Here is a 14,503-nt window from a genome sequence, read left to right as displayed (position 1 = left end):
GACCGACTCCTATCGGCTAAGTCTGCAAGGTTCACTCGATCAAACCGGTGACATTTCGGAGCGATAGGCCAACACCTTGCCGCCGGGGCGGTCGCCGCCCAGCTCTGGATCTTCAATGATCTCCAGCGGCTGCTTGCCGAACAGGGCCTCGAAACCTGCGTACAACGTCGGCCGGTCGATGCGAGTCGCCAGGCCCGGTCGGATGGTCAGGCGCAGGGAGCCGTCGGGCCGTTGCAGCAGTTCGTGCTGAACCCATGCCTGAGTGCGGAGCACGTAGGCGATGTCTAGGGGATGCACCGGCGCGCCGCTCAAAGCGCGGAACAGCACAGGCTGGCGCGCGTGCAGATCGAGCAGGCGCGGCGCCGGATCATCTGGGTTGCCTGCGGGCTCGAGCCGGGCGTAATCACCGGTGCGGTAGCGCAGCAGCGGCAAGTAGGGATTGCGACCGCCGCTGACGCTAATCTCACCGAGTTCACCCGTGGGCGCCGGGTCGCCGTCCGGGTCGAGCACCTCTAGGTAGAGGTCCGGCGGCAACTGGCTGAAGCCGTCGCCGCCGAGGCCGTCATCAGCGGGCCCAGCATAGGCGATGGGGCCGGTCTCGGTGGTGGAGTAGAAATCGATGACCGGGCAGCCGTAGCGCGCATGCAGCTCCTGCCTGAGCTTTTCGGACAGGCAGGTGGCGGTGGAGACGAAGGCCTTGGGCTGGTAGTCGATAGCCCAGTCGGCGTAGGCGGCGAAAGCCACCGGATCGCCGGTCAGGAACTCGGGCTGGACCTCGGCAAAGAAGCGGCTTGCCTGGTCGCGGGTCCAGCTCGCCTCGTGCAGGTTGATCTTGGCGAACCCTGCGTTATTCCAGGCGGCAAAGACAGTGGCGAAGGTGACGGTGCGCGCCTCGGCACCGACATTAACGCAGGCGACGTGCTGGGCATCGAACTGGGGCCGTACGCCATGCCGGGCCAGGGCGAACTCTAGCAGCGGGTGGTTCAGCGCCACCGCCGCCGGATGATTGGGCACGTCGAGGGCATGGCCGGTGCTGGTGCCGTTGGTCTCGTAGACGATCAGTCGCGAAAGCTCGGCATCCTGAGGCACCAGATGCTCGATGCGGCTGGCGATGTCCTCGCGGCAGGTCGTCGGGATATGCACCCAATCGCGGCGCAGGTCAAAGCCCGCCGGCAGGCGCTCGCGCCACAGCGGCACCTGAGGCCGCAGCCGCTCGATCCAGGTCAGCAGCCAGTCGGGCGGACCGGGCTGCCAGCGCGGCCGATCCCGCGCAATCCGTTGGCGATAGGCGTGCAGTGCCGGCAAGTCCTCGGCCTGCAGGCGATCGCCGACCTGGTAGTTCCAGTGCGGTGCCTGTGGGTGCTCGTGCAGACAGCGAAACATCTGCCAGCCGGCGGCGTCGAGCAGTGGGTTGCGTACCTGGCGGGCGGCGAATTCGGCGTCCATGGCTACCACTCCCGGTTGGCCTTGGCGGCGGCCTCACGAGCCTGCCGCGCTTGCATTTGTTTCTTCAGCTTGCGCACCCGCTCCGCTTCCAGACGAGCACGGGTATCGCGCAGGACCCGCTCGCGTTCGACACTGTCGAGCGCGCTAAGGCGGTCGGCGGCCTGGTGTTCGGACTCCCCGGCCGGACGCAGGTCGAGCTGGGACAGCACCCGCCGCACCAGTTCCTCGCGCCGCTCCGGGTCGCTGACGAAGCGCCCGGCATCGATCAGCGCGGCCAATTCGTCCAGCCCCGACTGGAGCAGCGTCGCGATAGGGGCCGCCAGTTCGGACCGCTGCCGAAAGCACTCAGCATGCAGCAGCCAGCAGCAGATCGCGACCAGGCGGGCGCGGTTGCGCTCACCCTTGTCCTTTGGGGTATAGGCGGCGGCTTGTGTTGGTGTCAGCAGGTCGCCGCCGAGCGCGAGCAGCAGGTCGGTGACCAGAGCGGCGACCTCAAGCTGGCCGCGCCGGCCGATGCGCGGCTCAGCCAGGAACACCGTCGGGGTCTCTGCCAGCCGTCGCGTCAAACCGTCCAGCAGGGGGGCTTTCATCCTATCGGGGCTCATGGCCTGCCCTTCCGGTGGTAGGTGGCCCGAGCGAAGGTGCGGGCGAAGCTGACCAGTTGCTCCTGGCTGGAGACCTGGTGGACCTGCCAACCAATGCCTTCCAGCCGGACCATGGCGCTGTTCTCCTCGCGGTTGTATTGGTAGGGCAGATTGAGCACGGCAGTGGCGCCGCCACCGGCCTTGAGCGCGGCCTGCTCGGCCACCTGCCAGCCGTTGGGATGGCCATCGAGCATCCGAAACAGGTCGGCATCGCTGATGACCAGCAAGTGCACCGGTCGCTTCGGCGGCGGTTGATCCAGGATCGATGCCTGCAAACGCCCGATGCCGAAAGCATAGCCGGTGCCCAGGTAGCCGGTCAGCAGTTTCAGCACCTCAGCCTCGCTGCGCACAAAGCCGTCGGTCTGGTCGAACTTGCCAGGCTCGCCGGACAGACAGGCCATGACCCGGGCGCCGGCGCGCAGCGCGGACAGGGCAACGACGGCGCCCGCCAACACCGGATAAGAAAGTTGCCGCTCCGGATTGGCCATGGAACCGGAGCAGTCGATGCCCAGGTAGAGATCGAGGGGGACAGGCTCCGGCTCGGCCCCGGGTGAGCTGCCGTAGCTGCGCTGCAGGGTGGTCAGGCCGGGCAACACCTGGGGGCTGCGGATCATCGACTCGAGCCAGTCGACGGCGGCCAGGGGCTCGCCCGGATCCCAGGGGTCGAGCCCCTCCGGTAGCGGGTCGCTGGCCTGCTCGACCCGGCGGCTCGGAAAGGGGATCAGGTGGCGGCGCGCAAGTTCGCGGTAGTAGCGCATGATCAGTTCCTTGCGCGGAACCTTGACCCCGGCCGCTTCCATCAGCTCGGTGTAGTCCAACGGACCACGGTAGCGCTGCTTGCGCCCGCCGACAGTCTCGCGCCCGCTCGATGCACCGGGTTCGGCAGCATCGCCAGGCTGATCGACACCGGACAACTCGGGGTCGTTGCGAGGATCGAGGCTGCCGGTCACCTCGGCCTCGTCGATCTCGGCCAAGCCGTCGGGCACCACCTCGCCGCTACCGGCGTCGGTGGCGTCGAGCAGATTGCCAAAGCCGTTTTGCATCTCGGCCTGCTCTGTCGCCAGATAGGGGTAGAGCAGCGAGGCGAAGCGGCCGGCGCCGTTCAGCCAGTCGCGGGCATAGACCCGCACGAGGCGGGCGCCAAGGGCAGCATCGGCGCGCAGGGCCGGGTCGAGCCGGCCCTGGGTCAGGGTACCGCTCGGCAACGACCAGAGCTGCTCGTAGATGCGCATGTACAGGCTCCACAGCTTGCCCGGTTTGTCCTTGGGCTTAAGGGCCTGATAGAGACCGGCCAAGTCTAGTTCGGCGCTGCGAGCCAAGCGGTCGTTGATCAAAAGATCGGTGCAGAGGTTGCCGACGAAAGCGGCGTGCTCTTGCAGCCCCGGCAGCGCAGCACGCAAGCGTGCCAGCAGGCGGCCGTTGTCGGCCAGATCAGCCGGCGCCAGCACATGGTGGCCGACTTCGTGGGCCAGCACCTCGCGGGCGAACCGCTCGAGCCCCAGCTCGGCAACCTGGCGCAAGCTGACCAGCACGGCGTGGTCGTTGAGGCGGATCATGGCAAAGCTGCCACTGAGCCCTTCGGCCTGCTCGGCCGCCTCATCGAGCAGGAAGCGCGGTTCCGGCAGTCGGGTGAAGCGGCTCCAGGCCGCCAGCGCGGCGGGCCAGGCCTGCTGCCAGGCGGGCAGCAGGTCAGCGGCACGATGGCGACCCCGTCCCGGCATCAGCGCAACGCCACCAGAAACAGATAGTGACTGTGCGGCAGAGTCACCACCAGGCTGTGCTCGGTGGAGGCCGCCGAGCGCCAGCCGGCCAGTTCCGGAAAGCGGGCGCGGTGCTTACCGCAACTGACCCTGCCGTCAGTATCAATGTCGAAGTGGGTCGAATCGTCCGGTGCGCCGGCGGGCAGATCGCTGCCCTGCCCTTTCAGCACTTGACCAAAGCGGTCGGCGAACAGCAGCCAGGCCTGCTGGCTGTCCAGCGCATAGATGCGCTCACCGAAGCGGGTCACTTCGGGAGGTTCGATGAAGGGGCCGTCGAAGCCGACGAAACCGCCGACCCGACCGACTCGCTGCAGACGTTTTTCGCCGACACGAGCGGCGGGATCAAACCAGGGATCGGACAGAGCGGCCAGCAGGCGTTCGGCCGCTTTCTCATTCTGGGCCTCGCTCTGGGGCTCGTTCTGAATCTGAGGCTGATCGACCAAGGCGGCCAGCAGGTCAGGTTCCAGCTGGCGAGCCGCCTGCAAGGCACTCTCGCGGTAGTGGGCCATGCCGCAGCGCCAGGCAGCGACCTGGCCGGCCAGCAGCAGGGCGTCCACCGAGGCCAGGCGCGGTGCCAGCGCCACCAGCCGGGCAATCCAGCAGCGCGGGTCCGCCGCCGGTTCCAGCGCCAGGTTGTAGGCAGCATTGCAGAGCGCGACCAAGACCCGCTCGGGTTGCTCGGCGATCAGACCGGCCAGACAGGGAAGCAGCTCGTCGAACAGCTCTGCAAGCACGGGCACACGGGCACGGGAGCCGAGCAGGTCCTGAGCGGTCAGTTGCAGGCAGAGGTCGTACAGAGCCGAAACGATGGTGTCCAGCTCGGCATCGCTGCTGGTCCTCTCGGCCAGCCCTTCGGCGACCGGGGCGGCATAGCGGCGCAACACATCCTGGAAATCATCCGGCGCCAGCCGCCGCTGCAGGTACCGGGCGCGCAGAAACCGCTGGTTGTAGTCGTCCCGCCGGCGCAGCAGGGCCTCGGCCAGTGCCGTCATTTCTGCCACTTCAGCCAACCCAGGTAGTTGCTGTAGCGCTGATGCAGGTACTTAAGCTTGAGGATGTCGTCATACATGTGACCGTAAAGCTTGCGCCCTCTGGTCCAGTCGCGCAGCACACCCTCGATGCGGGCCAGGCGCTTGCGCACCTCGGCCGCCGTCAGCCCGTCGAGGCCGCGCTCGAACTCAGCCTCCAGCTCGGCCACCGGGTCGTCCCGCTCGAGACCGAGCCGGTCGAACTCCTGGCAGGAGCGGTCAAACAGGCCACGAATCCAGCTGATCCGGTCGACACGCAGGGTGGTCTGGCCGTCTTGCTCGAAGGCAGGGGCATCCGGGTTTTGGGTCAGCTTGTCGTGCATGACAAAGGGGATCATCTGGCGCATGTCCTCGAAGCTCACCGCGTGATCGCCGCGAAAGTAGGCCATCGCCTTGATAAAGTGAATGCAGGTCATCAGCGCCCGCACGGAAAAGCCGTTCAGGGACTGACTACCCAACTCGACCTGGGCGCTCTTGCCGGTCTCCTCGGTGTTCAAGGCGCTAAACTCGATACCTGAGAGCTTGACCGTGTCCTTGGTCATGTACTCGAACTGGTTGGCGGCGGGCTCAAAGAACTCGAAGTGACTGGCGAAGAACTCCAGCCGGCGGCGCAGCAGGGCCGGGAACTCCACCGCCAGGATCTCGCGCTCGAGCCGGTCGAGTTCCTCGGGGCTGAAGATGATCTGCGCCGGCACCACCTGCTCGGGCTGGATGCCGTCCTCAATGCGCAGCAGCAACTCGTTGAGAAAGCGCGTGTTGAAGTGCAGCGCCTTGACGACAATGTCGATGCGGTCGCGCAGGGCCTCAATGACCTGGTAGGTGCCGCCGCCAGCGTCGTCGTTGGCGGTTAGGTACCAGGCCGCCGGCGGGCACTCGTAGACTTGGTCGTACAGTTCGGCGTAGTTGTCGGCCATGGTGGTGAGCAGGGCCGACTGAGTGCGGGTGGGAATGCGGTTGTACTCGTCGATGATTTTGACCCGCATCGACAGCCAGCGGCGCCAGGCGATCTTGACCTCGTCCATGGATTGGGCGTTGATAAGAGTCGCCGGCAGCGGGTTGCCGAGCAGATCGGCGATGGTCATCTGCGGTTGGCCGTGCTGGATGGCGCGGCGGATCTCGTGCAAGTTGTAGCCGGCCAGCACGCCCATCAGGATAGCGATGGCGGTCTTGCCGCGACCGGGCCCGCCCACCAGCAGGCAGCGCCGCCGCACCGCCAGGTTCAAAAGCGGCGCCAGGGCGTAACTTGAGTAACTCTGGTCGGTAGGCAAATTGATCGCCACCTTACGGTCGCCGAAGTCGAAGCGCATTGGGGGCGCGTCGTTGTACTCGATGTCGTAGAAGGGCGAGATGATGGCGTGATTGACGATCCAGAAATAGGCCTGGCGCAATTTCTCGTCGAGCGGCTGCTCATCGGCCTGAGCCGTTGCCGGCTCGCTGCTGGCGACCGGGCCGCGGTAGAGGTCAGCGACGTCGAAATCGTGCTGCGGTCGCTCGGCGGCTGGCCGGGTGGGCGACTGGGAAATCTTGGCGTAGCGGTCGCGTTGGCGCATGAGCGGTCTCCAGGAGGACTCTCGCAACTATGGCACAATTTGCCCGTGGCGCGTGTCGATCCAATTTGCGTCCATTGGCATTCTTGGCGAACTGAAACCTAACATCATGAACCGAAAATCATGAGCCTAAATTCATGACGGGCATTGAGGCAACGGCGGTCGTCTTTGGCTTTCTCTGCGTCTGGCTGACCATTCGCCAGAACATCTGGTGCTGGCCTGCCGGGTTGGTGCAGGTGGTGCTGTACCTGTTCATCTTTTACCAGATCAAGCTTTACTCGGACATGCTGCTGCATGGCATCTACGTGGTCATGCAGCTTTACGGTTGGTACTGGTGGCTACATGGCAGCCGGGAGCGCAGCGCGCTTGCGGTCAGCCGGCTCCAGGGCGGCAGCCGGTTCGCTTGGCCCCTGCTGGTGATCGTCGCCAGCCTGCTCTGGGGCCACCTGATGGCGACCCAGACCGATGCCGCCTTGCCCTACGCCGACGCCTTCACCACGGTGGCGAGCCTGGTGGCGCAGTGGCTGCTGGCGCGCAAGAAGCTGGAGTCCTGGCTGTTCTGGATTACCGTCGACCTGGCCGCCATCGCCATCTATTGGCACAAGGACCTTTACTTGACCGCCGGTCTCTACGCAACCTTTCTTGTGATGGCTGTTTTTGGACTGCTCGCCTGGCACAGATCCCAGCGCGAGCGGCAGGCGGTGCCGCAACCGGCATGAGTACCGGGCTGCTACTGGGCAAGTTCGCGCCCTTGCACCGGGGCCACCAACTGCTCATCGAGACCGCCTTGGCGGAAAACGACCGGGTGCTGGCCATGATCTACCACGCCCCCGACGTCACCAAGGTTCCCCTGCCGGTGCGGGCCGGGTGGATTCGCGCCCTGTACCCCCAGGTCGAGGTCATCGAGGCCTGGGACGGGCCCATGCAAGTCAGCAATGCGCCCGAAATCCGGCGCCAGCACGAAACCTACATCCTCGGTCAGCTCGGCGAGCGCCGAGTCGATGCCTTCTACTCCAGTGAGTTCTATGGCAAACACGTCAGCTGCGCCCTCGGCGCAATCGACCGTCGCATCGACCCGGAACGCACCCGCGTGCCCATCTCGGCCACCGCAATCCGCGCCGCCCCCTACCAACACCGTGAATTCCTGGAACCCCTGGTTTATCGCGACTTGATCACCCGCGTGGTGTTTCTCGGCGCCCCTAGCACCGGCAAAAGCACCCTGGCTGCGGCCCTGGCCGCGCGCCATCACACCTGCTGGATGCCAGAATATGGCCGAGAATACTGGGAAGCACACCAGCGCCAGCGCCGCCTGAGCCCGACGCAATTGGTGGAGATCGCCGAAGGGCACCGCCAGCGGGAGGACCGCCTGGCCGAGCAGGCCAACCGCTTTCTGTTCGTCGACACCGACGCATCCACCACGCGGCACTTCGCCCGCTACTACCACGGCAGGGCGCTGCCGCGACTAGACCAACTGGTTGCGGAATGCGCCCAGCGCTACGACCTGATCTTCCTGTGCGAGGACGACATTGCCTACGCCGACACCTGGGATCGCTCCGGCCCGGCCAATCGTCGCGAGATGCAAGCCCAGGTCAAAACCGACCTGGCGCTGCGCAAGCTCCCCTACCTGGCCTTGCACGGTCCGCTCGAGCAGCGGATGGCGCCGGTCGACCAGGAACTGGCCCGCTTCGTCGAATCATGCTGAGATCAAGATGACTCGTTTAGGTGCAATGGCCGGTGAGCTTGAGGAGACGAGGCGCGTCTCCGCTAGGTGGCATTTCTATACCAAAACCCTTTGAGATTTCGGCTCGTTCTAGGCCGGGTAACGGCCACGCGGCACGCCGTAAATCCTTCCTCATGGAATAACAGCTGGGGAGGCTTCACGGGGGCATCCTTGCCGCCGTGACCCCCGTGGCCGCGACCCAACCGAAAACCATTAGTTTGCGATCAACATATCGAATAAGGTTAAATCGTCTGAGCGAAGCGAACGGCGATCTGAACCGTCCAACAGGCGTTGCGGCCTATCGGCGCTGGCAGCCTAACAAGACACCAGAACCACGGAGTGATAGCGATGCCAGTTACATCTACCCGGGGATTTCGGCAATCAAATTTGATTCAATAACTTGCATATCTCGCCGTCACCCTTTCGTGCGCAGAACCGACACGCAAACCGAGTTTGACGCCATTTTCCCCGCCGTCCTCGACCAGGCGTCCAAGGAGGGGAGACTGTAGGCAGCGATAAGAAAATTTTATCGGCCTAGCCCTCGAAAAATCAGGATTTACTTACCATAATGGTAAATAAGACAATCGTCAGCCGATTCACCGGCGATCCCCCTCTGGACGAGGGGGTATGTCGCAAGATTGCCGGTGGTCCGCTCTATCCGGTCGCTGAGGTGCAGGCGTTGCTGACGGGTCTGGGTGCTCAGGCAGTTCGCGCTTGGACCAATAAGTGCCAGAGAGACATGCAAAAGTGGTCGCTGGATACGGATGACTTGTGCGAACTGCTACAAATTGCCTTGCAGTCAGGACGTTTTCGGGGCGCCGAGTGGTGCGTTCAGCACCCGAACGGTCCTTGGGCGGCCTGCGATGCCTACTCACTGGTTCGGCGCGAATGGATTGCCAATGCCCGCAAGGAGATGGGCATAGGTTATTACATCAAGTTCGCGATAGCCAAGACGGGGAAACTGCTGTTGGTGGTTTCTTGCCACCCCTGGGAAGACAGAAGGTAGAGGAACGATGAGCGATTCAAGCAATCTGTGCCCGATCTGTGGTGAAGGAAACCTGCACCCTGAAGTCAGGACGAATCCCTTGGAATATATAGGCCAGACGACAGAATTGGGTCTTCATTTCTCTCTCTGTGATGCCTGCGGTAGCGAGCAGGCAGACGCCGCCCAGACCCGCGTCAACAAACGCCTGATGATCGCTTTCAAAAAGCGGGTGGACGGCTTGCTGATCGGTGCCGAAGTGCGGGCGCTCAGGGAGAAGCTGGGACTGAGCCAGGCGGAGGCCGCACAGGTCTTCGGTGGTGGCCCGGTGGCCTTCTCCAAGTATGAAAGTGATGACGTGGCCCAGACCGAGGCCATGGACAAGCTGCTGCGTTTGGCGGCTGAGCTTCCTTCTGCCTTCGGTCTATTGTGCCGTCGGGCCGGCATTGAGCGTGCACTAGCTGGCGAGCAATGGCAGCAGGCTGAAAGCTGGCTGGCGGAGCCGCGTCGCCCGACCGAAGCCAGATCACTGCGTTTGGTATCCAGCTCTACACCGAGTAATGATCAGCAGGTGAGATATAGGGACGCAGCATGATCAGCACCGGCTTACAGAAGGCCATCGACAACCTGAACATTCAGGACGTTTATGTCCGTGATCAGGTTGCCAGTTGTATCGGAGATTTCGACCCCAAGTATTCGGCGGAGATTGAGCGCCTGAGCATCCAGCAAATGCACGTGGTTAAACGGGCTAGCGTGGCTGCCCTGGATGACGAAAGCCAGTTGTTGCGAGTGTTTGTTCGGCTGGGAGCGCGTTGGATCGATCCAGAGAAAAAAAACGAAGAGCTAGCCGTAAGAGCGGTGATAGAGGCCGAGTTTATTGCCGAATATCAGATGACTGCTACGCTGGAGCAGTCTTGTATCGATGAATTCTCCCTCAAGAACGCCAGTTACCATATTTGGCCTTACTGGCGAGAGCTGTTGAGTAACCAGTGTGCCCGGATGCACCTGCCGAGATTGATTCTACCCACCGTTCAGTTCGCGCATGATCGTCGCCAACAGACAGAGCACCTGGATTCTGACGAGCAGATCGCGCAGAAATAGCGGCTCGGTCAAACTGCGCTGCTATCCGAGCCACCTGCGCATGAGGCGTTGTGCAACACCAGCTATCGCTCGTGTTGTTGCTGACATTGGTCCCGCCCGGCACCAGAAAGGCAAACGACGCCTTACTGGCACCCGGCTCGGATCACCCCCATCCCCCTCAAGGGGGCTGTGAGCGGGCAACTAACTAACGCCAGGTATGCGCCAAGCTCCCTGCTTGTCCGGCGGGCAGCCGGGCGGTCCTGCTACTAGAGCACCTGGCGAAGCTCGAGGATGATGACCCGGACAAGGCAGCAAGCCGCACTGGTGGCATTCTCTATGACAAGGGCATTCTGACAATGCCACCCAGCAGCTTGCAGGAATGACTCGACTACATCGACAACGCCCCGAACCTGTGGGACTGGCTCGCGGTTGTGACAGATGGCGGTGAGACGCTAGAGCAGATTGAAGACCCAGACTCAGACTTCGGGCTGGTCGATCTCGCTGTGATGGCTTAGCGTCACGCTTGGCTCACCGACACCAATCCAAGCTTTGATCGACTGTCAGGCTGGCGCTCTTCCGGTTTCACATAACCATCGCGCGGCAAGGCTGGCAAGCACTGCCGATTCACCCAGGGTTCCGAAAAATTAGTGACCCCGGTGCGACCCCAACAAAAAACCGGCTCAAGGCCGTTCCTGTATGTCTCTGAGAATATTGGTCGGGGTGAGAGGATTCGAACCTCCGGCCCCTGCCTCCCGAAGGCAGTGCTCTACCAGGCTGAGCTACACCCCGATGGTAGATATCCGAAAACCGCGCGGCTTGTCATGCTATTGGCGACGCTGTTGGCGATGCTGTTGGCGATGCTATAGGTGCTGCTTTTGGCGATGCTATAGGTGCTGCTTTTGGCGATGCTCATGCACAGCTGACTGGTGCGCGGCTGATTGGGTCAATCAAGTCCGGCTTAATAGGTCCGGCCGACGGCAAAGTCCGCTGTGGTCAGCAGCGATTGGCGGAAGTCGCTCTCCGGCAAGACGGCAAGCGCGTCGCGGGCGGACTGCGCGTGGCTTTGCGCAAGCGCGGCAGTATACTCCAGTGCCTGGGTTGCGACAATGGCCGCGCCGACCTGGTCGATTTGCTCACGACCGCCGGTTTCGATGGCTTGGCGCAGGATGTTGCGCTGGTCTTCGCTGCCGACTTCCATGGCACGAATGACGGGCAGCGTGGGTTTGCCCTCGGCGAGGTCGTCGCCGATATTTTTGCCGATGGTTTCCTGATCGGAGCCGTAGTCGAGTGCGTCGTCGACCAGTTGGAAGGCAATGCCCAGATGCAGGCCATAAGCGGCAAGGGCGCCTTCGGTCTCGCTTGCAGTATCGGCCAGCACGGCACCTAGGCGTGCGCCGGCCTCGAACAGGGTGGCGGTCTTGCGCTGGATGACTTCCATGTAACGGGCCTCGGTGGTGTCCGGGTCATGGGCGTTCAGCAGTTGCAGGACTTCGCCTTCGGAGATGCGGTTAGTGGCGTGGGCAAGCACATCCATGACGCGCATATGCCCGACGTCGACCATCATCTCGAAGGCCCGCGAGTAGAGAAAATCCCCCACCAGCACGCTGGCCTCATTGCCCCAGACGGCGTTGGCGGTTTCGCGGTTGCGGCGCAGTTCGGAGCCGTCGACCACGTCGTCGTGCAGCAGGGTAGCGGTGTGGATGAATTCGACAATGGCCGCCATGTCGATGTGGCGGTCACTCTGATAACCGCAGGCGCGTGCGGCAAGCAGGACGATGAGTGGGCGCAGGCGTTTGCCGCCGCTGCCAACGATGTAATGGCCAATCTGGTTGATCAGCACCACGTCGGATTGCAGGCGACGCAAAATGAGTGCATCGACGGCGGCAAGGTCCTCCCTTACGGGAGCCCGAATACTGGAAAGATCCATTGAGGCTTAGGGGCTGGTGGCAAATAACCCGAGGGATGCTAGGTGCGGGCGTCGCCACTGTCAAGCAAACGCGACGCCCAACCTGGTCTGATGAACCGATCGATTGACCGGCGATGGGGCGCCAACTGTGATTCAGGCCCTGATTCAGGCCCTAATCACAAGGGGTTCAGGTGGCCGGTTCCAGGTCCTCAAGGCGCAGTCCATGGCTCTTAAAAAGCTGGATGCAGACGTCTGCGGCCTCTGGATCGTAGATGGTGCCGGCGCCGCGGGCAATTTCTTTCAATGCGGCATCCAGCCCCATGGCTTCGCGATAGGGACGCCTGGAACTCATTGCATCGACCACATCGGCAATGGACAGGATGCGCGCCTGGAGCAGAATCTCCTCCCCGCGCAGCCCACGCGGATAGCCGGTGCCGTCGATGCGCTCGTGATGCTGGTGGATCATTTCCGCCAGCGGCCAGGGAAATTCGATGCCGGCAATAATGTCGCGTCCAACGGAGCAGTGGGTTTTAATCAGCATAAACTCCGCGTCGTTGAGCTTGCCTGGCCGATTGAGGATTTCTGCCGGGATGTAAAGCTTGCCGATGTCATGGATAGTGCCGCCCATGTAGACGCCATCGACCATGTGCTGGTCCAGCCCCAAGGCTAGCGCCATCTCACGGCCGAGTGTCGCGACGCGGCGTTGATGACCGGCGGTGTAAGGGTCGCGGGTCTCGACCGTGCGCGAGATGGCCTCGATGGTCTGAACTAGGGCGGTGCGGATGCGCTCAGCGCTGGCAAGTTTTTCCTGTTCGGCCAAATGGCGGTCGGTCAGATCGCGCAGGGTGAGCACATGGGCGCGCTGGTTTTCCCAGGTGGTTTCCATCGCATGCAGCTCCACCGGCACCAATTCGCCCGAGGGCCGTTGCACGTCGATTTCACCACCGCCACTCTGCGAGGTAAGTCCGAGCGGGAAGTCTTCGAGTTCGCGCCCGTCACGCGCAAGCAGCCGCTGCGCGGCCGGGTTGGCAAAACGCACGCAACCGCTGTCGTCGGTGATCAGAATCGCATCGGGGTTGCGATGGATAATTTCGTCAAGCTGGCGTTCGCGGCGTTTGGTTTCGCTAATATCAACAAAAATGCTGACAAAGCCTTGGGCATGATCAGTCTCTGTGCGGCGCGGCAGGGTGCTGACACGCACCGGAATGGCCTGTCCGTCGCGATGCCGGGCGACCACGTCGCCTTGCCAGCTTTCGACTGTGTCGCGCGGTGGCAAACTGCCTTTGTGGTCAAACCCAGGCAGCGCGCAAGTATCAGTATCATGGCTCTCGGGCAGGTCTAGCACGCCGAGGTTGCCGTCAAGGAGATCGGCTGCGGGGTAGCCAAAAAGCTGCTCGAAAGCGGCGTTGACATACTCAATGATGCCACGACCATCGGTAATGCAGACAGCTTCAGGCAAACGGCTGACAATGGACTCCCAGGTGCGGAGTTGTTCGACCAGCGCCTGGCGCGAGATGGCCGGGTCGGAATGGGTGGGCTTTGAGCCGGCTGCGGCAATGGCTGGGGGCATTGGATAATGGAGAGATAGCTGGGGAATGGGAGAATGTTGATTTGCGATGATCTTTTCTGCGCACCCGTCGCTTTAAAGGATAGTCTATCGACCACCCTGACCGCTGACTTTTCGCAATGGAAAACGTGACCAAAGCAGCAGATTACTTTGCCGGATGCGCTCGAAACCAGACCCTCGTTCTCATGGCCGCGCCCGCCAGACCCCGTTCACGATCAGCCCCGTCCGAGTTGCCAAGCCCCACACCGGAGACTCTCCGCTCATGAAATTCTCTGACCTGACATCACGCTTGACCGATCCGACATCTCCTGCGTCACCTGCCGCCTCGCCAATCGAGCGCGTTGAGACGCTGTATCGCGAACTGGTCGAACACTATGGCGACGGTGATCAGCGCGAGTTGCGCGCGGCTGCCAAGTTGCTGCTGGTGGCCCTGGCGCAATTTCGCGTCCATGGCGGACCGGATTGGATGCATCTGCTCGATGACTATGTGGCTTTGATCAAAACCGATCCGGCGCACTTCGAGCGCCTGCTTCAAAGCAATCGCAGCGACCCGCACGATGGCATCTTGGCCTGATGTGCTTTTGGGTGAGAGCAGATATACCGATCGCAAATTGGTTTTGGGTCGGGTGACGGCCACGGGGGTCTCGGCGGCAGGACGCCGCCGGGAAGCAGCCTCCTTGGATGAAAATGGGGATGTATTCACGGCGTCCCCCGTGGCCGTCACCCGGCCCAGAACAAGCTGAAATCTCTAGGGGTTTCGGTATAGCGCCTTGAACAAGACGGGCTATCACCGTATATTAGAAAAATCTAATGTTCTAAGCAG

The 14,503-nt window shown here is 62.8% G+C and carries 13 protein-coding genes and 1 tRNA gene; 6 read left to right on the top strand and 8 right to left on the bottom strand.

Annotated elements, in window-relative coordinates:
- Nucleotides 1–39: 39 nt before the first annotated feature.
- Genes Thiofri_RS05680 through Thiofri_RS05660 form a run of 5 tightly spaced genes read right to left on the bottom strand, consistent with a single transcriptional unit; the run spans nt 40 to nt 6,428 of the window.
- The gene (locus Thiofri_RS05680) at nt 40–1,446 is read right to left on the bottom strand and encodes an AMP-binding protein (RefSeq protein ID WP_009150748.1); all 1,407 of its coding nucleotides are present in this window, start codon (nt 1,444–1,446) and stop codon (nt 40–42) included.
- Between the two features lie 2 nt (nt 1,447–1,448).
- Complete coding sequence (locus Thiofri_RS05675; protein WP_009150747.1) at nt 1,449–2,051, bottom strand: hypothetical protein; 603 nt, start codon at nt 2,049–2,051, stop codon at nt 1,449–1,451.
- A complete protein-coding gene (locus Thiofri_RS05670; protein WP_009150746.1) occupies nt 2,048–3,811 on the bottom strand; it encodes a hypothetical protein in 1,764 nt (587 codons plus the stop codon). Before Thiofri_RS05670 ends, Thiofri_RS05675 begins: the two co-directional genes overlap by 4 nt.
- On the bottom strand, nt 3,811–4,842 hold the full coding sequence (locus tag Thiofri_RS05665) for a hypothetical protein (RefSeq protein WP_009150745.1): 1,032 nt from the start codon (nt 4,840–4,842) through the stop codon (nt 3,811–3,813). The genes Thiofri_RS05670 and Thiofri_RS05665 overlap by 1 nt, the downstream gene beginning before the upstream one ends.
- Nucleotides 4,839–6,428: an AAA family ATPase gene (locus Thiofri_RS05660; RefSeq protein ID WP_009150744.1), complete on the bottom strand. Its 1,590-nt coding sequence runs from the start codon at nt 6,426–6,428 to the stop codon at nt 4,839–4,841. The genes Thiofri_RS05665 and Thiofri_RS05660 overlap by 4 nt, the downstream gene beginning before the upstream one ends.
- Nucleotides 6,429–6,562: 134 nt before the next feature.
- Between Thiofri_RS05660 and pnuC the strand changes: the two genes are divergently transcribed.
- The 5 genes from pnuC to Thiofri_RS05635 all read left to right on the top strand — a co-directional run bounded on the left by pnuC (nt 6,563) and on the right by Thiofri_RS05635 (nt 10,228).
- Nucleotides 6,563–7,144 carry a nicotinamide riboside transporter PnuC gene (pnuC, locus tag Thiofri_RS05655; protein WP_009150743.1) on the top strand — a complete coding sequence of 194 codons (582 nt, stop codon included), beginning with the start codon at nt 6,563–6,565 and terminating at the stop codon, nt 7,142–7,144.
- On the top strand, nt 7,141–8,127 hold the full coding sequence (locus Thiofri_RS05650; protein WP_009150742.1) for an AAA family ATPase: 987 nt from the start codon (nt 7,141–7,143) through the stop codon (nt 8,125–8,127). Before pnuC ends, Thiofri_RS05650 begins: the two co-directional genes overlap by 4 nt.
- A 586-nt stretch (nt 8,128–8,713) precedes the next feature.
- A complete protein-coding gene (locus Thiofri_RS05645; protein ID WP_009150741.1) occupies nt 8,714–9,151 on the top strand; it encodes a hypothetical protein in 438 nt (145 codons plus the stop codon).
- A gap of 7 nt (nt 9,152–9,158) precedes the next feature.
- Nucleotides 9,159–9,722, top strand: coding sequence for a type II toxin-antitoxin system MqsA family antitoxin (locus Thiofri_RS05640; RefSeq protein ID WP_009150740.1), 564 nt, complete (start codon nt 9,159–9,161; stop codon nt 9,720–9,722).
- Nucleotides 9,719–10,228 (top strand): preprotein translocase subunit SecB, encoded by a 510-nt coding sequence (locus Thiofri_RS05635; protein WP_009150739.1) that lies wholly within the window; start codon nt 9,719–9,721, stop codon nt 10,226–10,228. The genes Thiofri_RS05640 and Thiofri_RS05635 overlap by 4 nt, the downstream gene beginning before the upstream one ends.
- Nucleotides 10,229–10,919: 691 nt before the next feature.
- Here the strand turns inward: Thiofri_RS05635 and Thiofri_RS05630 are convergent.
- The 3 genes from Thiofri_RS05630 to Thiofri_RS05620 form a co-directional block, all read right to left on the bottom strand.
- Nucleotides 10,920–10,996, bottom strand: a tRNA-Pro gene (locus Thiofri_RS05630).
- Nucleotides 10,997–11,165: 169 nt separating this feature from the next.
- On the bottom strand, nt 11,166–12,134 hold the full coding sequence (locus Thiofri_RS05625; RefSeq protein WP_009150738.1) for a polyprenyl synthetase family protein: 969 nt from the start codon (nt 12,132–12,134) through the stop codon (nt 11,166–11,168).
- Nucleotides 12,135–12,300: 166 nt separating this feature from the next.
- A complete protein-coding gene (locus Thiofri_RS05620) occupies nt 12,301–13,683 on the bottom strand; it encodes an HD domain-containing phosphohydrolase (protein ID WP_009150737.1) in 1,383 nt (460 codons plus the stop codon).
- Nucleotides 13,684–13,942: 259 nt separating this feature from the next.
- Between Thiofri_RS05620 and Thiofri_RS05615 the strand changes: the two genes are divergently transcribed.
- On the top strand, nt 13,943–14,254 hold the full coding sequence (locus tag Thiofri_RS05615) for a hypothetical protein (protein ID WP_009150736.1): 312 nt from the start codon (nt 13,943–13,945) through the stop codon (nt 14,252–14,254).
- Nucleotides 14,255–14,503: the final 249 nt, after the last annotated feature.

The organism is Thiorhodovibrio frisius (assembly GCF_033954835.1).
Taxonomy (GTDB): Bacteria; Pseudomonadota; Gammaproteobacteria; order Chromatiales; family Chromatiaceae; genus Thiorhodovibrio; species Thiorhodovibrio frisius.
The sequence above is the reverse complement of the archived record's forward strand: the minus strand, read 5'-3'. Positions and strand labels throughout refer to the sequence as shown.